Annotated in this window: 23 protein-coding genes; 9 read left to right on the top strand and 14 right to left on the bottom strand. The window is 55.8% G+C overall.

The window, feature by feature from the left end:
• Nucleotides 1-4 precede the first annotated feature (4 nt).
• The 5 genes from BJ6T_RS04340 to BJ6T_RS04325 all read right to left on the bottom strand — a co-directional run bounded on the left by BJ6T_RS04340 (nucleotide 5) and on the right by BJ6T_RS04325 (nucleotide 4,357).
• Nucleotides 5-904, bottom strand: a complete 900-nt coding sequence (locus BJ6T_RS04340; protein WP_039227313.1) for a TRAFAC clade GTPase domain-containing protein — start codon at nucleotides 902-904, stop codon at nucleotides 5-7.
• 166 nt (nucleotides 905-1,070) lie between these two features.
• Nucleotides 1,071-1,916, bottom strand: coding sequence for a TRAFAC clade GTPase domain-containing protein (locus BJ6T_RS04335; protein WP_014491069.1), 846 nt, complete (start codon nucleotides 1,914-1,916; stop codon nucleotides 1,071-1,073).
• A gap of 3 nt (nucleotides 1,917-1,919) precedes the next feature.
• Nucleotides 1,920-2,720, bottom strand: coding sequence for a GTPase-associated system all-helical protein GASH (locus BJ6T_RS04330; RefSeq protein WP_144037982.1), 801 nt, complete (start codon nucleotides 2,718-2,720; stop codon nucleotides 1,920-1,922).
• A gap of 41 nt (nucleotides 2,721-2,761) precedes the next feature.
• Nucleotides 2,762-3,007, bottom strand: a complete 246-nt coding sequence (locus BJ6T_RS45210; protein ID WP_144037981.1) for a hypothetical protein — start codon at nucleotides 3,005-3,007, stop codon at nucleotides 2,762-2,764.
• 12 nt (nucleotides 3,008-3,019) lie between these two features.
• Nucleotides 3,020-4,357, bottom strand: a complete 1,338-nt coding sequence (locus tag BJ6T_RS04325; protein ID WP_014491067.1) for a metallophosphoesterase — start codon at nucleotides 4,355-4,357, stop codon at nucleotides 3,020-3,022.
• A 740-nt stretch (nucleotides 4,358-5,097) separates the two neighbouring features.
• Here BJ6T_RS04325 and BJ6T_RS45205 point away from each other — a divergent pair.
• Complete coding sequence (locus BJ6T_RS45205; protein WP_141379219.1) at nucleotides 5,098-6,276, top strand: hypothetical protein; 1,179 nt, start codon at nucleotides 5,098-5,100, stop codon at nucleotides 6,274-6,276.
• Between the two features lie 109 nt (nucleotides 6,277-6,385).
• Here BJ6T_RS45205 and BJ6T_RS04320 read toward each other — a convergent pair whose 3' ends face one another.
• Nucleotides 6,386-6,640, bottom strand: a complete 255-nt coding sequence (locus tag BJ6T_RS04320) for a DNA polymerase (RefSeq protein ID WP_141379217.1) — start codon at nucleotides 6,638-6,640, stop codon at nucleotides 6,386-6,388.
• 1,648 nt (nucleotides 6,641-8,288) lie between these two features.
• Between BJ6T_RS04320 and BJ6T_RS04315 the strand changes: the two genes are divergently transcribed.
• The 8 genes from BJ6T_RS04315 (at nucleotide 8,289) to BJ6T_RS04290 (ending at nucleotide 13,917) form a co-directional block, all read left to right on the top strand.
• Nucleotides 8,289-9,395, top strand: a complete 1,107-nt coding sequence (locus BJ6T_RS04315; RefSeq protein WP_039227310.1) for a helix-turn-helix transcriptional regulator — start codon at nucleotides 8,289-8,291, stop codon at nucleotides 9,393-9,395.
• Nucleotides 9,396-9,634: 239 nt separating this feature from the next.
• Nucleotides 9,635-9,937, top strand: coding sequence for a hypothetical protein (locus BJ6T_RS04310; protein WP_014491063.1), 303 nt, complete (start codon nucleotides 9,635-9,637; stop codon nucleotides 9,935-9,937).
• A 9-nt stretch (nucleotides 9,938-9,946) separates the two neighbouring features.
• A complete protein-coding gene (locus BJ6T_RS46920; RefSeq protein ID WP_014491062.1) occupies nucleotides 9,947-10,093 on the top strand; it encodes a hypothetical protein in 147 nt (48 codons plus the stop codon).
• Between the two features lie 17 nt (nucleotides 10,094-10,110).
• On the top strand, nucleotides 10,111-10,719 hold the full coding sequence (locus BJ6T_RS04305; protein WP_014491061.1) for a hypothetical protein: 609 nt from the start codon (nucleotides 10,111-10,113) through the stop codon (nucleotides 10,717-10,719).
• Between the two features lie 67 nt (nucleotides 10,720-10,786).
• On the top strand, nucleotides 10,787-11,365 hold the full coding sequence (locus tag BJ6T_RS04300; protein WP_014491060.1) for a hypothetical protein: 579 nt from the start codon (nucleotides 10,787-10,789) through the stop codon (nucleotides 11,363-11,365).
• 192 nt (nucleotides 11,366-11,557) lie between these two features.
• On the top strand, nucleotides 11,558-11,854 hold the full coding sequence (locus tag BJ6T_RS45200; RefSeq protein ID WP_014491059.1) for a hypothetical protein: 297 nt from the start codon (nucleotides 11,558-11,560) through the stop codon (nucleotides 11,852-11,854).
• Between the two features lie 800 nt (nucleotides 11,855-12,654).
• Nucleotides 12,655-12,810: a hypothetical protein gene (locus BJ6T_RS46915; RefSeq protein ID WP_014491058.1), complete on the top strand. Its 156-nt coding sequence runs from the start codon at nucleotides 12,655-12,657 to the stop codon at nucleotides 12,808-12,810.
• Nucleotides 12,811-12,852: 42 nt separating this feature from the next.
• Nucleotides 12,853-13,917, top strand: coding sequence for an IS630-like element ISRj1 family transposase (locus tag BJ6T_RS04290; RefSeq protein WP_011084514.1), 1,065 nt, complete (start codon nucleotides 12,853-12,855; stop codon nucleotides 13,915-13,917).
• Here BJ6T_RS04290 and BJ6T_RS04285 read toward each other — a convergent pair.
• From BJ6T_RS04285 to BJ6T_RS04255, 8 genes are all read right to left on the bottom strand, one after another.
• Nucleotides 13,904-14,173, bottom strand: a complete 270-nt coding sequence (locus BJ6T_RS04285) for a hypothetical protein (protein WP_014491056.1) — start codon at nucleotides 14,171-14,173, stop codon at nucleotides 13,904-13,906. The two genes, BJ6T_RS04290 and BJ6T_RS04285, sit on opposite strands and share 14 nt — an antisense overlap.
• Nucleotides 14,174-14,400: 227 nt before the next feature.
• Nucleotides 14,401-15,552 (bottom strand): T6SS phospholipase effector Tle1-like catalytic domain-containing protein, encoded by a 1,152-nt coding sequence (locus BJ6T_RS04280; protein ID WP_014491055.1) that lies wholly within the window; start codon nucleotides 15,550-15,552, stop codon nucleotides 14,401-14,403.
• Nucleotides 15,553-16,126: 574 nt separating this feature from the next.
• Complete coding sequence (locus tag BJ6T_RS45195; protein ID WP_141379433.1) at nucleotides 16,127-16,354, bottom strand: hypothetical protein; 228 nt, start codon at nucleotides 16,352-16,354, stop codon at nucleotides 16,127-16,129.
• A 487-nt stretch (nucleotides 16,355-16,841) separates the two neighbouring features.
• Nucleotides 16,842-17,234 (bottom strand): hypothetical protein, encoded by a 393-nt coding sequence (locus tag BJ6T_RS04275; protein ID WP_141379435.1) that lies wholly within the window; start codon nucleotides 17,232-17,234, stop codon nucleotides 16,842-16,844.
• A gap of 253 nt (nucleotides 17,235-17,487) precedes the next feature.
• Nucleotides 17,488-19,059 (bottom strand): AAA family ATPase, encoded by a 1,572-nt coding sequence (locus BJ6T_RS04270; RefSeq protein WP_014491052.1) that lies wholly within the window; start codon nucleotides 19,057-19,059, stop codon nucleotides 17,488-17,490.
• Nucleotides 19,056-19,337 carry a winged helix domain-containing protein gene (locus tag BJ6T_RS04265; RefSeq protein ID WP_014491051.1) on the bottom strand — a complete coding sequence of 94 codons (282 nt, stop codon included), beginning with the start codon at nucleotides 19,335-19,337 and terminating at the stop codon, nucleotides 19,056-19,058. The genes BJ6T_RS04270 and BJ6T_RS04265 overlap by 4 nt, the downstream gene beginning before the upstream one ends.
• A gap of 659 nt (nucleotides 19,338-19,996) precedes the next feature.
• Nucleotides 19,997-20,839, bottom strand: coding sequence for a hypothetical protein (locus BJ6T_RS45190; RefSeq protein WP_014491048.1), 843 nt, complete (start codon nucleotides 20,837-20,839; stop codon nucleotides 19,997-19,999).
• A gap of 94 nt (nucleotides 20,840-20,933) precedes the next feature.
• On the bottom strand, nucleotides 20,934-22,202 hold the full coding sequence (locus tag BJ6T_RS04255; RefSeq protein WP_014491047.1) for a tyrosine-type recombinase/integrase: 1,269 nt from the start codon (nucleotides 22,200-22,202) through the stop codon (nucleotides 20,934-20,936).
• Between the last annotated feature and the right edge of the window lie 126 nt (nucleotides 22,203-22,328).

Here is a 22,328-nt window from a genome sequence, read left to right as displayed (position 1 = left end):
GCTCCTAGCTCCGCCTTTCCGCCTCGAAACCCATGACCCAAGAAATCGGCAACGTCATATCTTTAGCGATAGTGGGGGCCCCACTCAATTCGTGCATAACATATCCACCCGACAGCGGATTGTCCTGATCCAGGCTCTGCTTCTTGAATTCTGGTTCATGATCAAAATCTCCACCTGCTACCGTGACGCCAAATGCCGCGAAATCAAACTGGTCGTCATTGGATTCGACAAACTGCGAAAGCAGCGGAAATTCTTGCGATAAGTAAGCGGCTGGACCTTCGGCTTGCCGATCTTTGGGTACACGATCCCAAGCCGCGATGATAAGAGCCACCTTTGGGCGCTCGCCTCCGCCCCGTCGGCCTGCAAACGCCTCAGCGAAAAATTGCAACCAATCCGTCATCACTACTTGAGTCGGCGCTTCCAATTCCTGCTGAGTTCCATCAACGATTGGGACTCCCCACATTCGCTCGCATTGAATCCAGTCGAGCGGACTGACAATCTGATCCGAGCTGGCACGCACAAACATCAGAATTCCGCACGGTTGGGAAATTCGATCTTCCCACTCCTCGCTCCATTCTCGCTTGCGGAAGATGTACATCCACCTCTCACCGAAGTAATCAGGAACAATCAGCTTTCCGGAATACGCTTCGCTTCCACTATTGATCTTAAACGGAATCACGTTCTCGCTGACGACGTCAAGCGGGGTGTGCTGCGCAAACTCGCCCTTTAGCAAAGACTGACTTCCTACCTGAAGATAGTCCAAGTGATCAGGCAGCCCGTCACAAACGATCTTTCCGTCGCCCTGGTTCATTGCAAGCCACAGCCGGAAAATATAGTTGCTCTTTCCGCTATCGGGGCCTCCAACCAAGACGACTGAAGAAATTGGCATTGGGCTCGCATTCATGCTCAACCTCGAATTCGCGAAAAGTGGCGCCCGTCTGCAACTACAGCGGGGGCAAGCTTGGGCGCGTCCAGGATGCCGTTCCTTCCCAAGATGTACTCAATAACGTCCATGACGCCCGTGCCGGATTTTATCTGAGCTGGCGTCCGTGAAATGGCAGCAACGGGGATCACTTTTGAGGAAAGCCAGCTCTAATGGCATGTTCTTGGATAGACGCAACAATAGCTGGAACCTCCATCCCAATCTCATCGGCTTTAGTGACCATTAGCACAAAAGGAAGCGAACGATCGACATTCAGCGTATCCGCCAACCGGCTGATGAGTAGCCTTGCATTGTGTGCAGCCGCATGTCGCTCGGAACCATTGAGCATAGGGCCGTCGAGCGCGATGACAATTCCATCAGTTCGCTTCAAAAACGCAAAGCGATCGGCGACGCCAGAATCCTTAATGAGGTCAGTCGACCACTCACCCGGGAGATCCGTGATCAGCAAGTCGTGCCGGCGCCTATCGCTCGACCGCTCACGAAGGCCAAGATGCACGATGGCTGGTTTTCGCGGATCGGCCAGCACCGTGTGATCCACAAGCTGCTTTGGGAGCGCGCCGTCCTTCCACTCGCGTAGCCGCCGTGCGCGCGCTTCAAACCCATTCAAGGTTAAGCTTCCCGCGAAGCCAAGCTCATTGCCAATACCTCGACATGCCGTCATCAGATAAAGCGATGCGAGAAAGCACGTCTTTCCAGTGTCGTACTGACCCAACACAGCAATCACCGTACCGTATTTGGCACGCATGATTTCTGCCGCGTCAGACGTTCCAAGCTCGAAGCCAGAGAAAAAGGTGCGGGCAACCTCTTCGGCTTCCTCGTCCACCTCAGGCGCGGTCCCGTCGGCCGAAACTAGTTTCTCGTCCTTATCATCCAGAACGTTGGCATTCGGACATGTCTCGGGGGGCTTGTTTAACAACAAGCACGTACCCGTGGCCGAAACAGTGCAATCTTGCTTTGAACAGGTGAGCCGCATGGGTCACTCGAGCGTGTTTTCGTAGAGTCGCTGCGCGACCCGCTCCTGGAAAACTTGAAACGCCAAGCGGTCTGGCCGCATTTTACCGGCGGGGTCCCAACCCGTCACCTTTCTCATATCGGACAAAAACGAGGTACCCTCGGCCAGCCGGTGGCAAACCCACGACATCGGGAACACCGCAGGGTTGCCTAGGATGAGTGTCGAGGCGTTCTCGCGATCCGCCAAATAGCGCTCCGCCGCCGCCTTATCCCAGTGGCTCAGCAGGTCCTTAAGGCTCTGCTCTTCAAGGTCTTGCGGCTTACGGCCTACCTTCAAGATGCGACTTAGCAAAAACGGCGTATTCGGCAGCGGGGGCATCAAGACAAGCTCTGATAGCTCCGTGGCGCTGTCGAGGGCGACTAACCCTGCCGTCACATCAGCGAACGGAGCTTCGGTGCCTGTCGATATGCCGTTGAAGGCCCACCACAGCGTATCAAGCTCCTCGCGCGTAACTTGCTCGTTGACCTCAATTGCATTTGCCAAGCCGGAGAATTGCTCCTTGGCCTCCGTCCAGAAGGCCGGGACATCCGCGGCCTCTTTGATTTTCTCAATGTAGGTCGGCAAGGTCCAGCGGCTATGCCGATATCCCGCCGAGCTCTTTGCGGCAGCTTTGCATACCTCCATCAGGTCGGCTAGCATATCGCGAAGGTATTTCTCGGTCGGAGGCCGCTTGTTCGAAAGTGCGGCCAACGCCACTGCGACCACGGCATCAGAGCTCGCCGAGCGACCCCATTTCTTCGTCCGTCTCTCGGCGATTTCGCCCACCACTAGCGCGCAGCACGACCACACGTTCAGATGGTTTTCGCTCAACGCCTCTGGCGTCGCAGGCTGTTCCTTTTTATTGCCGCAATGATTTCAGAAATGATCGGCGTTTCCTGCGTGAAGCGTGCTGTGACGCCCACCGCGGCAATGCAAGCGCAATCGATCATCCGTTCGACGTTCGAAGAGAACGCCTCTACTAGAGCGCCAACAACGGCCGTTCGCTTCGTCACAAAATCATCTTCAGGCGCCGGATGTATAATTCGGCTCCACTCAAAAACCTTCGAAAGCATTTTCCACCTCCGTCAAAATGGATTTTGTTGTCGCTCTGCCTCTGGGACGTGCGTCATTACCTCGTCCCATACTTCAGCAAGCTTATTTCTGTCCCGCGCTGTCGAAAGCGCACTTCGTTCCACGAGCTGCGGCATCGGTCGTTCTAGCCCTTTCGGCAACACGTCGACCTTCGCGAGGACTGCATACCTTTGCCGCCAGTCGAGGTACCGCCAGAAGAAATAGAGAAGTCTTGCAAACCGCTCTTCGTCAGGCATGGTTGCAGCCTCCTCTTCGCTTACGCCGACTGGCGTTGCGGAAACGGTCTCCGCTGGCGGGGCCTCAGCAATTTTGGAGTAGTTTCGGCACGACACGGAAAATCTTTCAAACTCGGCTCCATCGGTTCGCTCCCGATCCGTGTCAAATTCCGCCTTGTCGTGAATCCATTTGCGGGGGAACACCGAAACATTCAGTGAAAAGCTGCCGTTCGCTTCGGATAGGCCGAACTCTAGCCAATTGTAAGAAAAGGGCGAACGCTTCTCGTTTCCGGGCGGAGTCGTCGCGCCAGCATCCAGTATGAGATATTCCGCATTGCCTTCCATAATCTTCCGGAAACGGGCTTGATGCTCGTGCCCCGCGAGTAGAACTCTTCCTCGCGTACGGATCCGAGGCAAGGCATCAGCCTCGTCCTTGAACCAATGAAGCGGGTGATGGCACATCACCACATACTCCACATTATCTTCTGGTTTGAAGATGTACTGGCTGCTGCCAAGGATCATTGTGCCTTTTGTGTCGTTCCCGTCGCAGACTTGAACGCTAGTCATCCCGAAAAATCTCAGCACATGACCAGTCGGAAATTTGACCTCCTTGATACAAACCGGGCGCCGTTCGCTCTGAAAGTCAGATTCGTATCGGTTTGAGAATTCACGGTAGGCCGCCAGCTTCTCGAAAAAAGCAACGCCGCTCGTGCTGAGCTCCTTTGGATCGGCCCCGAGAATCTTTGTCAGTATCTTGTCAACATCATCGGGGGAGCAGACGCGAAAATCCTGGTGCATACGTTCGACACCATAATCAATTCGCGATCGGTCAACGTCATGGTTTCCTGGAATAATGTGAACGGCCCGCCGTTCGCAGCCCACAATGTCGCAGATTTTGTCCAGCCAAATTCCAGCGCGATCATATTCGGCCTTCTTGCCCGCATAGGCGATGTCGCCCGTTACAAGGATGCCATTGACAGGCCCCAATCTTTCGCGCAGCACCTTGCAATCACGCGTCACAGCGTCCCGCACGTCATCTTGATGGTGGAATGTGCCGTCCTTGTCCTCTTGGCCAAAATGAATGTCGGACAGATGAACCATTCGGATTTTGGACATGCGCCTTGTTTTCCGGACTTGCTTCCTGGGAGAGAGCCTTAATAGCGTCAGTTGCAGACTACTGAAAACCGCTACTTTGGCGCTAGGACCAAACGGTGTATGGGGCCAGCTCTCAAGGGTTTTGTTGACCTGACCCAGGCTTTCCCCAAGTGTCCGTTCAAGGGAGGCCACTCCCCTGGCCAAGGCTTTGGGATGTTGGCCGACCACGAGGACACGAGATATGCAATTTGTGCTGATGGGTGCCGGCTTCGCCGACGGCTCTTGAAAACCGAACCGCTCCGCGCTTCGGCCAAGCTGCGTTTGCCCGTTGACTCTGCAAACCTTAAGTGGCTTTCTTATAGAAGTTGTATTTAGGTCTTCTTACGTCTTCGGGGGCGCCATGAAAGTCATTGCAGCCGCTGTATTTGCTTGGCTATTTTTCGGCAATATCTGTTGCGCGCAGAATTCGCTTTCGGGGTTTCCTGATCTGTCCGCCGGTAAACCGACCAAAGGCAAACCCACTCCACCAGTCCGTCCTGCTCCATCTGGCCCTACAGGCCCGGGGGTCCGGTGTGCTGCACGCAAGACGACGTCATCAGGGATCAGATTCAATTCCACAGAGACCAACTGAAGAGCCTGCAAGGCGAGATTCAGGGACATCAGTTGGAAATAAAGCGTCTTGAGAACCAACGCTTTCAATTGCAGACAAAATAGGCACGCCACTCTAGTCGCCGGCGCTTCATTCGTTCAGGAGCGAATCCATGTTCAAGAAGTTAGATTTCGCTTCAAGAATTGTACCCCTCTCATTTCTGCTGCTCGCATCTTGTGCCGCTGTTGATCAATTTGGAGAGCGCATCTATGACGGCAACAGGAATTCTCAACTCGCCCAAAACCAAGAGACGCTAGTCAATATCGTCCGCTCAAGTCACTTACAGCCACTCAATTTCGTGGCAATTACGCAGGTATCGGGCGGCCAGACTGAGTCGCTGAACACGGGTCTACCAACTGTAACCTTTGGCCCACTGCAAACGGTGGCGCAACATCAATATCAGATATCGAATTCGGTTCAGAGCGGGGTCTCGGGAAACTATCAGTCCGCCCCACTCGTCTCGACTCAATTTTCGACTGGCATGTTATCGCCAATCGATCTAAAGACAGTCGCATTTCTGGTTGGGGCCTATCCCCGCGAACCCGTCTTCTTCTCCATTGTCGAAAGTATCTACGTCCGAAGAAAAACGACAGGGGAGCTTGTCAGACTTGTAAACGACCCATCACGTGACCAGGACAATACGTGTCTTGAATTGATTGGGCACGGCGAGGGGAAGTTACTTTCCGAAGCAAAGCGGTGCAGCTTTTCTCTCTTTGTCAATTTGATGGGGAGACTGACTAACGTCGGCCTCACCGCAGAACTGCAAAAGTCGACGTCTGCAGACAAGCCAGCCGCAGCAAAGGGTGCAAAAGGCGCGGCGACTTCGAGCGATGGGGCTTCAGCCGGATTTCATGGGAGATTTTGCTTCGATCCGACACGCTCACTTGGCGTCGCGTTTCGGCCCCTTTGTGGCGATCAAAGCAAAACCGTTCAACTCACCTATCGATTTGCGGATGTCGGTGAGGTGGAGCTCCTTCTTAGCCTTCGATCGCCAATCGGCGTCTTCAATTACTTTGGTAGGCTACTGAATAATCAGCCCCTGAGTTGGAGAAACTTCTACTTCACAAATCAAGCTAGGGATTTGATCCAGGACGAACCATTTCTAAACATCGTTCGTGGTCACGGTCTGGGATGCTTCGCCAGCATTCCCTATGCGGGGGAGAGTTTTTGCGTGCCCGAGAGTTCGAAGCACACTGCACTGCTGCTTACGCTGCTGCTCCACTTGCGAAACCTCAACATCCAGCCAAGTGACCTAAACAGTGCCTTCACGGTGCGTCTCTCAAACAGCTAGGAAGGCAAGATCGAGCGGTTTGAAACATTGACAAACTTCGGCACTGCTGCAGTCGCGGGCTTGGCAGGCAGCTAACGCGATCAAGTGATCGTCGAGAAACGCCGCTAGGCTACCGGTCGAATTTATGAATGCGTCGACGCCACCCGAAGATTGACGACGTTTCGTTGCTCAGCAGCGCGGACGTCACTACCTGGCTGTTCCACTGCCAATAGCGCGGGTACGTCTTGCGGTGGCGCGTGATCAACTCGACAGCCAGGGCCGGGGAAATTCCGGCCTGATAGGCCATCCTGTCCGCTCCCAGACCGTAGTTGAGGCCCAGCACGATCGCCTTGCACATTGCGCGCGCGGCCGAAATGCGATTCACGCGTCGCATCTGGCGGGATCACGCCTGCCTGCTTCCCGAAGCCGAGATAGGGGTCGCCGGTCTCGTATGCCTCGATCAAACGCTCGTCACCGGAAAGCCCAGCCGCAATGCCAACTTGCTGCGAAGCTAAGTCCACATAGCCCAGCCCCCAACCTTCGGGGGCCTGATAACGCCCCCTTGCCAGCTTGCGAGGCCAAACGCGAAGCGCTTCGCGGACGGCTGGTTTCGCCCTGTCTTTGAGGCAACCCAAAGCCGTTGAGCAGCGCAGATCAATTGCTTGTTGCGGAGGTGATAACGAGCTCGCGCGCCTATTTCCGCACAGGGACGACGTTTACGTTGTCTACTTCGATTCACGCGCCCTTCCCAATTTCTTCGAGGGCTTTCGCGCGAGCATCGGTAATAGCAGCGAGAGCTTTCTTGTTTTCGGAAGCCATCTTTTCTACTCGACTTTCAAGAGACTCCAGATTCCCAAACATTCACTTGAACTGCGTGTAGTTCCCTCGATCGGAGTACCGTGTCTTCCACCTACTCAATACGCTCCGCCACTTCGGCCGAATTGATGGGGCGAACAAGCTCTCAAATCGCGGAAGGTAAGCCCATCAGACACATCAAATGCGACGTGGTGCCGCACAACGGCAACTTTTAGTTAACGGCAATCAACGCTTGCGATACCATCTGGTTCTACCAGAGGGTATTCAGCCTTTGATGAGGCCACTCATGGGCCACGTAAATCTAAAATTCTGGAGGGCATGGGAATCCCCGGAGATTGAACGAAGACGGGGGATGATTTCGACATATCAAAACGGACGCTGATAGTTACCGGAAAGGTGGAGGTGGAGGCCGCGACAACGCCCGCGCTAGAAGAAGTTGCTGGGCGAAGTGATGAGCCAACAGTTCTTTATCTGAACTTCCCAGCATACAACTATGGCACGTCCTGGAAGCCGGTATGGTTCCAGAAGGAGATACGATCGGGGACATATGAAAAGGTCCGCCTGCTAGTGGATGGACACTCGGCGAGTGGAGGGGGACTCGATATCGAAAAGCTAGCCACATAATAAAGTTGGACCACCTCGATACAGCCAAAGTCGTTTCAAAAAGTTGGAAGCAGGCAAGCGACAAATCCAAAAAGTGTTTTCTGAGCCGCTTCACAATCGCCGTCGCTCGTCCATTTAAACTTGCAGTCGCATTCGGTGCGAAATTCCTCGAGCATGCAGGCCAGCCATCGGAAAAGGACTAGGCTGATTAGGATTAGCGCGCGACTTCCCGAACGGTCGCCGCAAGCAGTCGGTTCGACCTAAAGCGACCGTCGAGAGTCAATCAGGCTGTCGCGCGATAAGAGCATGACGTAACCGAGCGTGCTTTCGTTAAGCGAAGATGCCGATGTCTTCCGTCGATGCGCTCCAAGTCGATGCGCTCCAAAAGGGAGGCCTCAGCTGCGGCCCGGTGTCTATTCCGACCGGGCTCTTCCGAACTTCGTGACGTACTAAAATTGGTGGTGACTACTACTGAATGCAGTCCGGAACGTGAATAACCAGCGGTGTATCCATCGGCATCACGCCGACAAACAGTCTTCTCTGCACCGAATTGCTGACGTTTAAAAGCACGCCTCGACATTTCTCTAAGCGACCCCACCATCCGGAGAATTAGGATGGGTACAGCATTCAATTTAGAAAGAATACGGGCCGCGTTTGCCGACGCTGCTATTGATTCGTCTCTTTGGGATCAGACGATGGATGTGGTGGCGGAGGCCACTAGCGGCTCCGGAGCATTGCTATTGCCGATCAAAGGTCGCCTGCCAAGCATACCATGCAGCGGCTCGATGAGGGCTTCGCTCGATACTTACATACGAGATGGCTGGATACACCGTGACGAGCGATATCGCGGTGTTCAGACCATGGTGCAGCGGGGCGTCACCACTGATCTCGACTTTGCGTCGCCTGCTGAAATTTCTGGACATCCGTATTACCAGGAGTTTCTTGCTCCGTTCGGCTTACGATGGTTTGCCGGGGTTAGAGTCGCGGCTGGTGATGATCTATGGTGCTTATCTATACAGAGGTCGATCAGAGAGGGCCCGTTCAATCCGGCTGAAATTGAGCAACTGGCTTGCCTTTCAAAGCAGTTGACATCTGGAGCGGCACTCGCGCAGGCCTTGGGTTTTGCGCGCGCGGAAGCAGCGCTCGACGCCTTCAATGTATCTGGTTCACCAGTTGCGCTGCTGAACCGATGCGGCGAGGTGTTGCAGCTGAACCATGCGGCTGAGTTATTGTTGGGACGCGATCTTCGAGTCACCTGCCGACGTCTAGTCTCCGTGGACAGGAAAGCCACCTCCGCTCTCAATGCCGCGTTGCACGAATTACTGTGGTCGTGCTCCTCATCTGCGCTGACCATGTCCCCAGTTCTGCTGCCGCGCTCCGGAAGACACTCTCTACTAGCCTATCCGATGCGTCTCTCGCGCGTATCGGCGGGTGCACTTTCACCATGTCAGGCGATCATCGTGATCGTGGATCCCGACGCACGCTCTCGCCCGCCCGAGACCGTGTTGCGCTCTTGCTTTGGCCTTACTTCAGCGGAGGCAAAGGTCGCCAAGGCTATCGCTGGGGGCGGGATGCTGGAGGAGGTCAGCGCCGAATTGGGCATCTCTTATTCGACCGCACGTAACCAGTTGAAGGCTGTTTTCGCCAAAACTGGTACGCATCGGCAAGCAGAGCTCGTCACTTTGTTTGCGGGGTTGTTGAACGGCTATCAGGTCCACTGACGCTTGGCCCATTTGGGTCATGCAGGCGACGCTGCATCTTGATAACGTCGATAGAGATTTCAGCGCATTGTATTGATGGCCTGCAATTGCAGCGCTTCGTCCGCAATCACGAGAGGCAAGCCAATCGACGCGATCACAGATGGCGTGCAGCGGATAGATCCGCCGGCAACAAATCCAAGACAGAGGTCATCAAGGAATAATGTCACTCTCATAGGTGAGGTCACCAAGGAGGAAGTAATATGCCCGATACGGTTGGCGTCATTTGCAGTAGCGGTGAGTGCACAGGCATCGACCCAGTTACCGCACTGGTCATCATCGCTCTGGAATCCTTAGCTACCGAACTAGGCAAGAAGGAGCCCTTCGGTCCCAATAATGAAATAGTGAAAGCGCTTAAGACTGCGCAGCACGACCTTACACATGGACTGGGTGATAACAATGAAATCGTGAAGGCCTTACGCAACGCATGGTCCGACATAACGGAGGGACCCGGTCCAAATAATGAAATCCGCAAGGCTCTGGAAAAGATCGGGATCAAATTTTAGAGGCCCGCCATGACGATCTATAAGAAGCAGTGCGTCGACTGGGGCAATACATTGCGAGGGAAGGCGGAAGAATTCTATGCCCCCGTATTGCGGCCGCCGATGGGCTACTCGCAAAAGCTAAGGCTGAAGGGCACGATCCCCAAAAAACGCCCGTAATCGGTGGATTGGCCACTATGAACTACGACCGGCATGCGCAGGAGGTTCGCCAAGCCAGGGAGGCTGCTCTGGAAGAAGCTAGGAGGCAAGAAGAGAAATGCGATGCCGAAGCCGTACCGGATTGGCTCGGCGATGCTCAGAAAACGTCTGACATCGCTGCAACATTGATGATGCTTCCATTTGTCGAGTTGACCAAGAATTACGCTGCTGCCCAGATTGATTTGGGCAGGGTTTATCAAGGATATCCGCTGGGTGGCGACAACGCATTGATTCCGAAAGCAAGAGAGGAAGTACTCGAAGCTCTCCACATTGGAGGGGATGCTGCGAAGTTTTTGCGCGACCCTCTGAACGAGACCACTGAGTGGGCAGAGCAATCTGCAAGGGAAGCTGCGAGACTAGCGGAGGATACTGCTAGGGCCCTGGAAGATGCAGCAAAACTAGCAGAGGACGCTGGGAGGGCCGCAGCGGAGGCCGTGAATGCCGAGAAGAAGCGCCTGGAAGAGGCTATGAACGCCGAGCGGAAGCAGCTGGAGGATGCTGCGAGAGCTGCTGCAAGTGCGGCACAAGAGATTCTGGATCGCGCGAAGCGTCATGTGGAGGAGCGTATCCGGAAGCCGTTTGGTTGAGAGCCCCTGACATTTTAGGTGCGCGGGTAAACCTGGATGAGACTTTCTTGAAGAAGGGGATCGGCAGATGACCATAACCAATGCCCAATGTCGCGCCTACGGAAATAAAATTCGTGAGAAGGTGGAAGAATTTTATGGGCCGCGAATACGTGAAGTTGAGAAGATGATTGACGAAGAGAGGGCTGCCGGCAGAGACCCAGCAGCAAAGGAAATTCAAGGCGGCATCGCCACTATCAACTTATTGAAGCTACGTGGGAAGGTCAACGAGATGAAGGCCGAGGCGGTGACCAGTGCGGAGGTCCGCGAGAATGCCTGTGACAAAGAAGCCGTTCCTGACTGGATAGGTGATGCGCAAAAGGTTTCGGATATTGCGCTGACCGTCGCCATGCTCCCGTTTGTCTTGCTTACAGGAAATATGGCTGCTGCCCATGTCGACCTGGGTGAGATTTACAAAGGGCGGCCGCTTGGTGGAGACAACGCCCTAATTCCCAAGGCGCGTGATGACGTGTTGGATGCATTGGGCATAGGGGGAGATGTAAGGAAATTCATCCAGGATCCCTGGATACACACGAGGGATTTCATTAGGGATGGAGTTTTCCCGTTCGGAAAAGAACTTGAGAAGTTTGTCAGAAAACCCTTCGGCTGAGTCAGGCCTAACGCTGCCTCTCCACAACAATCGCCCTTGTCTGCAGGCGATCGTGCCCGTTACGTCTCGACACATTTTGACCCAAGCATTGCAACCGTGACCCGATTGGCTTGTGACCAGCGAGGTTTTGGCTTCGTGTTATGCTGGAGTGGAATTGATTGTGTCCTAGTAGCAGATCCGCAGGAGGTCATTATGGGAGACATTGCCCTACAAGATTGGAATGCTTGGGAACACTCATATCCATCTGCCCGCGTCGTTTGTACCCTTATCGTCACTGGGCTTGCCCAGGTTGACGATGGGATAAAGGTGGCATTGAAAGAGGATGCGTCGTCACAAAGTGAACGGACAAAGACGCTCCACTTGAGATTTGTGGGAAAAACTGGCTTCTCGTGGGAACCTGTTTGGTTCCAGAAGAAGGTTAGATGTGGCGACTACACCAAGGTTGAACTGATAAGCCCCGGCGGGCTTCAAAAAACCTGGTGGACGTAAAATGACGTTTTTGGCTCGACCAAAAGCGACATACCTCGGCTACGACGTGAGAAACTTTCAGAATGGTGGATTTCTCGGGAAAGTCTACGCCATTTGGCCGATGGGCGAACTCATAGGCCGCAGCGACCAATTCGGCGAACTTGTCGGCGCGCCGCTTTCCCGTCGCGGATTGCGGTAACCGATCGTATCGGCAACAGCTTCTTCCAGCGTCAACAGCCCACCAACCACAGCCGGCGATATTTTTTCCCGGAGCTGTAGATGATCTCCTCATTCGGGGAAATGTCATGTCCCACCGTTGGTCATTCGCATTCTGCATCGCAGTGCTCGCAGTAAAGTCGAAAATCTTGTAGGACGTGTAGCTCTCTCGCGGGCCGGCGCCCCTGGCGACCTTTTCCGTCGCATCCTTCCGCGCTCACACACGATGGCTTCATTGGTGACCTCGTGCCTATCGGCGGCACCCATCAAAGATAATGAGACATCGGCCCGTTCATCTCCGAGCACCGAGCGGAGTGTCTTCTTAGCTAGTACCGTCTTCGCGCTCGTACCGCCTAGTATTGCGACCGTCCATCCATAGATACAACAGCCCTATCACGAATATGGCGGATATTGTCTGAAGGACAGTCAAGCTAGCAGCCAAGATGTACGATCGAGTCTTCCGCCAATTGTGGAAATACGACCAAACGACGCAACCACCGTAAAGGATCGCAGCTGCGACATAGAGCGTTACGTCTCTAACTTGGTGTCCTTGCCTTGCAGCCTCATGAGCAAAGAGGCCCATCATCAAGCACATCAGGAGAGCGATGAAGCCGCTGACTGAAGCAGCGTACGTAGAGGGAATGAACCAAAACCTCACGCCAACTAAGTGGACTGCTCTGATCGTCGTGAAAATCCAGCAAAACATGGAGAACGATCAGCAAACCACAGGCGTTGATCCAAGCGTAGTTTTGGCTCCCTAGTACCCACTTTTCTTGGAACGTGAGTCGTGATTCAAGGTCGGGATGATACCCGAAGCAAGAGAAGTCCACCTTTCGAGGAAAGATCGCAAGGTGCTTGAGGCGTGCTGTCGCTCACCGGTGACGTTGCAGCGCGATTTGAAGCGGGCGCGGATAGTTCTGTTGGCGGCGGATGGGCGCAGCACCCGGTCGATCGCCAAGGAAGTTGGGGTCCAGCCGCGGATTGTCAGCCTTTGGCGGCATCGCTATGCCGACCATGGCCTTGAAGGGCTGCAAGACAAGCCGCGGCCTGGCAAGCAGCCGATCTATACGAAGACGACCGACAAGCGGATTCTGAAGCTGCTGGATAAGCCGCCACCGCAAGGGTTTGCGCGCTGGACCGGCCCCCTGCTGGCCGAGGCGCTGGGCGATGTCGATGTCCAATATGTCTGGCGGTTCCTGCGCAGCCACAAGATTGACCTGGTGGCTCGCAAGTCCTGGTGCGAGAGCAACGACCCGAACTTTACGGCCAAAGCCGCCGATGTTGTCGGCCTCTATGTCGCGCCGCCGGCGAAGGCCATTGTGCTGTGCGTGGACGAGAAGCCCTCGATCCAGGCTTTGGAGCGAGCGCAGGGTTATCTGAAGTTGCCCAATGGCCGCGCCTTAACCGGCCAAAGCCACGATTACAAGCGGCATGGCACCACAACATTGTTTGCGGCGCTCGAAGTCGCCACCGGAAAGATCATCGCGACCCATTCAAAACGCCGGCGCCGCGTCGAGTTTCTCGATTTCATGAACAGCGTCACCGCGACTTTTCCGAACCGCAAGCTTCACGTCATCCTCGACAACCTCAACACCCATAAAAAGAACGAGGACTGGCTCAAGGCCCACCCCAACGTGCAATTTCATTTCACGCCGACAAGTGCGTCATGGCTCAATCAGGTCGAAGTATGGTTTTCCATCTTGCAGGGGCAGTCGCTCAGCGGCACCTCCTTCACGAGCCTCAAGCAGCTTCAGGAACACATCGATGCCTACGTCAACGCATACAACGACAGAGCCGAGCCCTTCGTCTGGACCAAGAAAAAGGTCCGTCAACGCCGTTTCAAAGGCCGCCGTATCACTCAGCTCTGATTCCGGGTACTAGGATGAGATAACTGATCAAACCCGATAGCGGGACAAACAATAAAAATAGGCCCGACAGCAGGCCATTCTTAGCTTGGATGACAATTTCGTCGGTCGTGTGCGAAATGCGCTTGCCTTCACGGAAGAGGCCGATCTTGGTGATCTGTTGCTCGATGCTCGACGTAAACTTGTTGCGCCGCTGGAGGACCGGTGTGTTCGCGGTCGGCTTCTGAACGGAAACGAGAGAGATAGATGCACGCGCCATGATGGGCTCCTGTTGTTGGTGGAGCCGCCGTCCTCTGAATTTGACACTTGGGCAACGGGCAGACCAGCGATCTTAGGACGCTTTCTACTCCTTTGTTTCCTCGGGATCTTATTGTTTGCGAGAAGCTCTCTCGCAAGACTGCAGGCAGGCTCTTTATGTCCGCCGTGCGCTTCAGCGAGGCCCTGCGTGGCCGCCCCGCTCACAGCATGGCGCTGAATGCGGGGAATTCAGTAAGCGCCTTTGAAGTGGCCGGAGAGAAATTCTTCGGCCTCGTTCATCGAACTAAACTCTGGGGACAATCTGTAAAGGTCCTGGTTCGCTTTGTCCTTGTAGTTGACGGGAAGGGAGGTCATTTTCTTCGCGAACGGATGAATTGCTTGGATAACACCCCGATCTACGAGGCGAGGGCTCGCGTCCGACCACAGGCGCCATGTGCCGTTAAACTCATCGTGCACTCGAATAGGATCGCCACTCTCTGGGAGAATCTGTAGCTTCCTTACCTCCTTCAAATCGAAGAAAAGCTCAGTCCGCGCAATCACGCGATCAATCATCGTAAGAAGCGCCAAATTGCCTAAGTGCCTCTCGCCGTATGTGCCGCCGACGTCGGAATGAACGCCAGGCATCCAAATTTGCTCGAGTGTCCTTTTGGTGCGGAAAGTGGGGCCGTTTGGACTGGACCCAAGTCCAGCCCAGTAAACCGGTTTGAAGAACAGTCTCGTCTCGTCAATAGACAAAAGATGAACGGCATGTTTCACATTCGGCTGGACGAGGCCGGTGCTTAGCCTGAGCTGTTGCGCTATTTCAGAAGGGCCGTGACCGCCGGAGACGGTGTCGAATAAGCCGACAAACTCGATTCTCGGAGTCCGATCTGAGAAGCTCTTGTCGTCGAGTTTCCCTTCGGCCGCCGACCTCAATTTGACCAGTGTTGATTCCGATTGTCCGGCTGGAAGGATTTCTCCGCTGCGCACGTAAGACGCCCACACCTGGGAAAATCGATTGATATGGTGGGCTTTGAGAATTCCGTGAGAGAGAAGTCCCGTAAGTGCGCGAGCAACCACGGCTCCTCGCGAAAACCCGAAGATGTAAATCTTGTCTCCCCGCTCAAAATTCGAGCAGATATTGACGTACAGATCTGCAACGAGCTCATCGATCCCGAAGGAGAAGGCGCCGGCCAGCCACTTCTTAGCCTTTCCGGTCCCAGAACCGAGTCCTCTCGAATAGTGTATGATTTGTGCGCGGCCGTTTTCGTCATCAGCGCTTAGCAGTGTATTGAGCCGGTAGATGTTCGAATACACATTAAAATTGCTATCGCTTCCAGCCCAGAGCCATGTACCGTCAATGAAGTAGATGAGGTGTCGAAAACCACCGGTACGTGCCATTCTCAAAATTCCTTGTGCTTCTGTATTGACTATTTCGATGCCAATTCCTCTCAAAGTTTCCGCAGTACTTCGTGGTCGCAAAGTGTGATTTTTTTAGTGTAGTTGTGTGCGAAACAGCTTAGAGTAGTGTCATTCTTGTCGCCCCGACAAGGGCATATTTTGCGTGACGTGGAGATTCGTGGGTAGCAATTTCTGGGTCAGAAAAACTCACCTTTCTCACGAACCTATCAGCCGTTGGATTCTAAATAACTCCGTTCGAGCCGGCACGTCCGGCCCAAGCCCAATTCGCAACGAAACGGAGATATTATGGCAACAGCGCTTCCCCTCTGGGAATCAGAGCCATCCTTAATTCCTTCGCCTCCCCAATCCAAGCTACTCCAAGCGCGACGATCCTAATCACGCGGCACGCTCGTACGCGGCGAGGGCACAAAAGGTCACGCTCGAATCAGCCGAGAACAAGGCTGTATTACTGGCTTGCTTAATCGGCTGGTCGGCATGCGCCGGAACTCGGGAGCTAGGTTTCGAGCGTCCGACTGGCGCATCGAGGAATACGGCCATTCGATAGAGGGGGACCTCATTTCTTCCCCGAGAACAGCATACACATCGGCCGAAGCCGATCCTTGGCCGAGGTGACTTCCGCAGCGGTGAAGATCTTGCCGCTCTCTCCGAATTCGATGACAGCCTGTTCGACGGAGTGGTCTAGAAGCCTATCGTTGTCGACGAAGTGAATGTTGGCCATCGCCGTAAAGTTGCGATTGGATAGCGCCCCTCTCAAATTCAAAGAGTAGATGCGATCATCCACTCAGTCGGGGGATAATCGCGAAAACCGAGTTGATCCGTCGCATAAGCGATCCCACGGATTTCATCATGGCGACATTCGTTGAAGAGGCGCAACCAAGTCTTCGTATGCATGCCTTTCGGTCGCGCCGGGAACCGCTCCAAAAGGCAGCCGTCGCCGCCTAGTCGGCGCCTGAGCCGTACCGCGCGCTCTATTGCTCGATCTCCTCCCCTTTGCCTCGTCGAGGGGTGCAACAATCCCGCACAACGCCGACAGACGAATTGAGGGCTATAGATAATCCGCACCAGACCGCGGCACTCCGGGCAGCGCAGATAGAACCGCCGGCCGCCGAAATGAGGCCTTATCGCCGTTAAGGAGATTGACGCTACTTGCCGGCCGCCGCATTCGATTAGCACTTGGTTGCCCACGCAGAACGCTTTGATACCGCCACGCGAGACAATCCCCTGCTGCCGTCGCAAGTCACGCAGGTCAATCTCCCAGTGCTGCGAGGTCAAGGACCGGAACGCTGATCGCGGCATAATTTCTCTGCTTTTAGTTCGGCGACCCGGGCTGCGATTGGCGGCCAGCTGACGACAGTGTCCAAGAACAGGTCCAAATCAAGCCGGCCCCGAGAGGTGAAGCGGCGCTTGAAATTATCCCATTCACAATCCGCCTCGATCGTGATGCCGGCGTGTTTGAAGAAAGACGCCAAATCGCCGTCGCGGACCAAGTCCTCAAAGAAGATCCAGAACGACGACTCGATGTCCCGTTGGGACCAACCCTTTTTCCGATTACCGCTCATTGCCCTCTCTGTTTCTAAAACAACTGCAATTCCGATCGCCGGCCTGACGTACGGTCGTTCTAGATAGTCCTCACGAACAACCGTATTGAGCAGCGTTGCCAATGGACCACCTGGGCTACCCGGTCGAACCAAGGCGCGCGTCGGATAGTTTCGGCGGGACAGCTGTGCCGGAGAGCTAGGGAAGCGACAAACCGGGGCATCTCGAGCGTTGGCCTCAGCAGTTGTGCCAACCTTCGTTCCGTTGATGAATACTTCAGCGATCCGGCCGTCCTCGAACCGGCCGATGCCGGCGGTATAGAATTGGCCATCGCACTCGCACCGGAAAAGCCAGGGGGCCCGGCGGCCCTTCGAGCCGTCATTGCAGACCTCCGAGCTCTCCATTGGCGCCCAAATCGTCCATTGGCGCCCTGTTTTGGGAGGGAATGTCTATGGCGCCAATGGGCGCCAATGGCGTCGCAGACAGAGACAGGGCCAAGACGAACCGCGAGCCGGGGCCAAACCCCTCCCGTGAGGACGTCACGCCGAGAGCATCGCGGGCGTCCCGGAACACCTTGCTCTTGCTCAAGCGCTTGTCATCCTCCAGCAAAGCGGCAGCTCGCGCCTGGCGTTCGACCTCTAGGACGTCCACGGGACCAGCCGACAAGACGTCCTGCAGGAACCGCATGACATCTTCTTTGCCACCACCCAATTGCCCCTTTTTGGACCCGCGGTTCTCGGACGCTGACAAAGCCTCATCGATCGACTCACTGACGTGGTCGCCTTCAAACATGACGTTGGATGACATCACGTCGTTCCCGACCAGGCGTTGCTCGAGCCGGAATGCGAGCCCCTTGCACTTCTTGCCGAGGTTATTCTTGGCTTGCAGCAGGAACCTCCGCTCATCGTCTTCATGATCCTCGATCACGACGAAGGCCGCCCGGGCCGCGGCCACGAACGCGATCGAGCCGGCGAACCGGTTCAAGGCGCTCTGGTTGCCACCGCCACCACCCTTGTTGAGGTGCGTCACGGCGACAACGGCGATCCGAAGACGGTTGGCCATGTCGGCTAGCGGCTCCAGGACTTCACGGGTCTCGACATTTCCATTGCCGTCGCTGCCACCCATGTACGCCGATATGGGATCAACGATGATCAGCCTAACCGTGCCAATCTTCTTGGCCATCTCCTCCAGGAGATCAACGTCAGTCTTTAGGCTGAACGTCTTCCTGCCCGTCCCGTCGGGCTTGGTCGCAGCCGACACAATGTGAACGCGCTTCCGGTCTGCCCCCGCCGCCATGAGGCGCGGGATGATGGTGTCCTGCACGCCATCCTCCGCACTCATGAAGATGACGCCTCCGGGGAGTGTTGAGCCCTCGCCGCACGGCCAATGGCCGCCGTTCGAGACGGTAGCCGACATGAACGCGGTCAACTGGCTCTTGCCGAGTCCAGGCGGCCCGCCGAGGAGCACCAGCTTACCCTCCGGGATGCGGCCCGGCCAAACCCAGACAAGCTTCTCCGGCTCGAGGTCGCTGGCTCGATGCGCGATCAGCCGACGCTTCAAGGGCTTTGCTGGCAGCTCGATCGGTTTGACGTCGATCTTCGCCACGGCGTTCGAGATGATGCGCTGGACGTCCTCCGGCGACTTACCGAACGCGCTGTGAGCGTCTGCAATTTCCTGCAGACGATCCGCGATGATGGCTTTCGGCAGCCATCGATCGGCGACTGCGGCGCTGAGGGTTGCAGCGGCCGCTTCGAAGGCCGCAAGCTTCCTATCGGCTGGCGCCGAAGCTACGTCTCGTTTGCAGTCGCGGATGATACCAGCCGCATGCTCGCCATACTGGCGAGCGTCGACCCCGTCCAAGGCGACGTCTGGTTCCCGGTTTGCCGTGAGCACTTGGGCTCGCCTGGCGAGTTCAAACGGCGTGAGTGGTGATCGGGACTGAAAGGTCATTGCTGGCCGTTCTCCCCCAACACAAGCGTGATTGACGTCTCGAGACGATAGCGACCGTGCATCCCTGGGAACGGCCCCTCGTGTGGTTCGTTAGTCGTCGAGATGTTCAGGCCCGCCTTCCGAAGCATATAGATGTAATGCGAGCCTCGCGGGGCCGGGTGGTCGAGCAGCGTGATCCCCCTCGAACCAGCGTCGATCAATCTTCGCAACATCCAAGCTTGGCGACCGGTGAAGGTCTGGCGTGCCCCGTCGGACTTGTGGATGGTCAGCTTGCTCATTGCTCACCCCCCGCGCCTATACCAGCGAGGCCTGCGATAAGATCTGCAACTGCCGGGTGGATACGATACCGCCGTGCGACGAAGCGGCCGGCTCGGGTGGTCGGGTGCACGGCCAGAATGCGCCACTTGAACAGGGGCAGATCGCAAACCGGTTGAGTTTTGGGTGGTCGTTTGATAGAGACTTTCAAACTAAGGCTCCTTCGAAGCCCGGCGCGCGCGATCTGATCCTGCAAGAGAGGATCGCACCGCTGGGTTTTCATTTGGGTGTGGTGTTAGGCAACGCGCCGGACTTCGGACGTCGACCGGACTAGCGGCCCGATCTTTTTCTTGGCCCAGTCATCGAGTCCGGAGACGGGATAGAGCGGAAAGCGCCCCGCGAGCCGGAAGGGCGGCCCCTCTGAGCTTACACAGGCAAGCTTTGCGAGCGTCTTGGGCGAGCAGGGGACGTTGTATGTCGCGACAACGTACTTGGCCGCTTCGGCGCGCCGCAGCATGCGTTCGGGAACTAGGTCTGTGCTTTCGCTCATGAGGGCCTCTCGTCAAACGAAGGAAATCCTCGTCATCGATGAGAGAGCGATTACAGTTATCCGGAGCTACGATCCGCCCATAACCAGTTCAAAATTGCTCATAATTCAGACTCGCAATTATGAGAATAGCGATCAGAGTTCAGAGAGCCACTTTCGGACGTAACGACGGACGCTGGACGTGGCTAGATGGATGTCCCGCGTCTGGGCCCATTCATTCTGAATGGCCTTCACCAAATCTTCTCGCCGCGGAAGCTTGTTGTTGCCTTCGCCTGGGACGCCGTGCTTTTTCACCAGGCTTAGCGCATACTCTTTGATTATCGTGTCCCACGGATAGTCCTTCGGCCGTCCCCTCGCGTTATTGGTGCGACGCTTTGAGACGAGAGTTTTCTCAGCGCCAGAATCGTCGTCTTGCGCAACCGGTGTTCCGTTCTTGAACCACTCAGGTCGCGGCTTGAATGGTACGTTTTCTGACCAACGCAGACACAGCTCGCGTGGAATCCATGCCCATTGAAGATGGCTTTTAAACAACCTCTTTAGTTTGGCTTCGTCGGATTCATCGTGTTGAGCAGGCGCCAGTTCGTGCTGCGCTTGCCATTCCGCCCGAGACAGCCAGTAGGACGCGGGGAGAGAAAATGGATCCTTACTTAGCGCTGCAGGCACATCAACAAATGGAAAAGTTAGAAGTATCCTAGATTGTTCGCCTATAAAGAAATGAGCGCCTGTCCGGATGGCCAAGTCGAAATCTCTTAGAGCTGAGATCCGATAATCTTGGCGCTCGACCCCGGTTTCTCGATCGCGGGATCTCCAATCAATCACGTCGTCAACCGCAATCCAATCGCGTCGCAAGAGCTGTTGCTCCTTAAAGCGAGCGATGGATGTCAGCTTATCCGCAAGCTCACGCTGCTTCGTATCCCTTTGCTCATCCGTCGGCAGTAGTCGTCCGGCCGCACCAAAATAGACCCTCGTATTCTTCACGACTTCGCACCTCCGCTAGTGCGCCCGCATGATGACGACGCGGCAGGCTGGTGCGGACCAGCTTTTCGGGAGCTACCCTAGCCGCGCCGAGTGGTTAGGCCTTCCTGAGGTTGACCACCTTCTGTGATTTCCGTCCTGTCATGGCATCGTCGATGTGTCGCGCGATCCGATCGGCCGCAGCCAAGAGCGCCGAATCGATCTTGTGAATATAACCCTCGGTGACGCTCGCCCGGGAGTGTCCAATCAGCGCCTTGATGGTCGGGATGGAATAGCCGATATCCTCGGCCGTCGAGCTGAACGAATGTCGCAGCCCGTGGCAGGTAATCCCCGGTACATCTTTGGCAGAGACCTTCTTCAGCCAGCGGGTTAGACCGGTGTGGTGCTTCGAGTCGGTTGTGACGGCGGGGAAGACGAACTTGGATTTCGACCTGGCCATTGCCGTCTTCAGAACGGCAATAACGGCTGGCCCCACAGGCCGGACGCTTTTGCCGGTCTTGCTGTCGCCGAGCCGAAGCGCCATTCCGACAAGGTCGACTTCAGTCTTGAGCAGGCCTTCGACCTCATCCAGACGGCAGCCCGTCATCGCAGCGGCTCTGCTCGCTAGGATCGGCTGCCAATGCTCGCCGTTCGCCTCTGCTGTGGCGAGGCATTTGCCTAAGCGACGATAGCCTGCATCATCCAGGCGCCACTCAAGCGTTTGATCCTTTGGTCGCCTGATGCCGCTTACGGGGTTGTCGGGCCGATAACCCTCATCGACGGCGTACGTGAAGATTCCGCCGAGAAGACCCATCGTCCGGGCAGCTGTCCCCTTCCCGCCCGTCACAATCGCGCGGCCACGCTTCTTGGTCTTCACGTCAGCGGCGGACTTGCCGGCGATGATGTCGCGCTGAAGGCCCTTAGCATCGGTGGACGTGAAGCCCTTCACGGTCTTCTTGCCAACGAGCTTGATGATATGGCGCTCAATGCGCCCCTTGTCGCTGTACAGGGTCGTCTTGCTCTTGGTCTCGCCCCGCCGCGTCAGAATTAGGCCGCGCTCAGCCTTGTCCAGGTAACCCCTGCACAGTTCCTCAACCGTCATTGCGCCTCGGGCGAGCTTCTTGCTCTCAACGGGATCCGAGCCCCTCACGACGTCCGCCAGGGCCAGCTTAGCGTCCTTGCGGGCCTCTTCTGGCGTCAGGACTCCATACCGACCTAGCGTGAGCCGGCGGCTCCGACCATTGGCATTCCGGTATTGGACGATGAAGGACTTCACGCCGCTCTTCTTCACCCGCAGCCCGAAGCCCGGCAGCTCGTCGTCCCATAGGAAGACGTCGGCTCCGATTGTTTCCGCGACATCAACAGTGCGTTTCGTAAGCTTTGGCAAGTTCCCTCGGGTAAGCACTGGGTAAGCAAGCGCCTGGAATACGGGGGAAATTCGGAGTAGCGACCATAACCCCAAATCAGTTCGATTTCAGCCTATATCCGGGGATCATCAATTCCAAGGGATTTC

It is taken from the genome of Bradyrhizobium japonicum USDA 6, from assembly GCF_000284375.1.
In the GTDB taxonomy this organism is placed as follows: domain Bacteria; phylum Pseudomonadota; class Alphaproteobacteria; order Rhizobiales; family Xanthobacteraceae; genus Bradyrhizobium; species Bradyrhizobium japonicum.
Note: the sequence above shows the minus strand (reverse complement) of the source record. Positions and strands in the feature narration are given on the sequence as shown.

Excerpts from the sequence above, each read along its gene's own strand:
- BJ6T_RS04340 (WP_039227313.1), bottom strand. The coding sequence starts at position 904 with ATGAATGCGAGCCCAATGCCAATTTCTTCAGTCGTCTTGGTTGGAGGC.
- BJ6T_RS04335 (WP_014491069.1), bottom strand. The coding sequence starts at position 1,916 with ATGCGGCTCACCTGTTCAAAGCAAGATTGCACTGTTTCGGCCACGGGT.
- BJ6T_RS45210 (WP_144037981.1), bottom strand. The coding sequence starts at position 3,007 with ATGCTTTCGAAGGTTTTTGAGTGGAGCCGAATTATACATCCGGCGCCT.
- BJ6T_RS04325 (WP_014491067.1), bottom strand. The coding sequence starts at position 4,357 with ATGTCCAAAATCCGAATGGTTCATCTGTCCGACATTCATTTTGGCCAA.
- BJ6T_RS45205 (WP_141379219.1), top strand. The coding sequence starts at position 5,098 with ATGTTCAAGAAGTTAGATTTCGCTTCAAGAATTGTACCCCTCTCATTT.
- BJ6T_RS04315 (WP_039227310.1), top strand. The coding sequence starts at position 8,289 with ATGGGTACAGCATTCAATTTAGAAAGAATACGGGCCGCGTTTGCCGAC.
- BJ6T_RS04310 (WP_014491063.1), top strand. The coding sequence starts at position 9,635 with ATGCCCGATACGGTTGGCGTCATTTGCAGTAGCGGTGAGTGCACAGGC.
- BJ6T_RS46920 (WP_014491062.1), top strand. The coding sequence starts at position 9,947 with ATGACGATCTATAAGAAGCAGTGCGTCGACTGGGGCAATACATTGCGA.
- BJ6T_RS04305 (WP_014491061.1), top strand. The coding sequence starts at position 10,111 with ATGAACTACGACCGGCATGCGCAGGAGGTTCGCCAAGCCAGGGAGGCT.
- BJ6T_RS04300 (WP_014491060.1), top strand. The coding sequence starts at position 10,787 with ATGACCATAACCAATGCCCAATGTCGCGCCTACGGAAATAAAATTCGT.
- BJ6T_RS45200 (WP_014491059.1), top strand. The coding sequence starts at position 11,558 with ATGGGAGACATTGCCCTACAAGATTGGAATGCTTGGGAACACTCATAT.
- BJ6T_RS46915 (WP_014491058.1), top strand. The coding sequence starts at position 12,655 with ATGAAGCCGCTGACTGAAGCAGCGTACGTAGAGGGAATGAACCAAAAC.
- BJ6T_RS04290 (WP_011084514.1), top strand. The coding sequence starts at position 12,853 with ATGATACCCGAAGCAAGAGAAGTCCACCTTTCGAGGAAAGATCGCAAG.
- BJ6T_RS04285 (WP_014491056.1), bottom strand. The coding sequence starts at position 14,173 with ATGGCGCGTGCATCTATCTCTCTCGTTTCCGTTCAGAAGCCGACCGCG.
- BJ6T_RS04280 (WP_014491055.1), bottom strand. The coding sequence starts at position 15,552 with ATGGCACGTACCGGTGGTTTTCGACACCTCATCTACTTCATTGACGGT.
- BJ6T_RS04270 (WP_014491052.1), bottom strand. The coding sequence starts at position 19,059 with ATGACCTTTCAGTCCCGATCACCACTCACGCCGTTTGAACTCGCCAGG.
- BJ6T_RS04265 (WP_014491051.1), bottom strand. The coding sequence starts at position 19,337 with ATGAGCAAGCTGACCATCCACAAGTCCGACGGGGCACGCCAGACCTTC.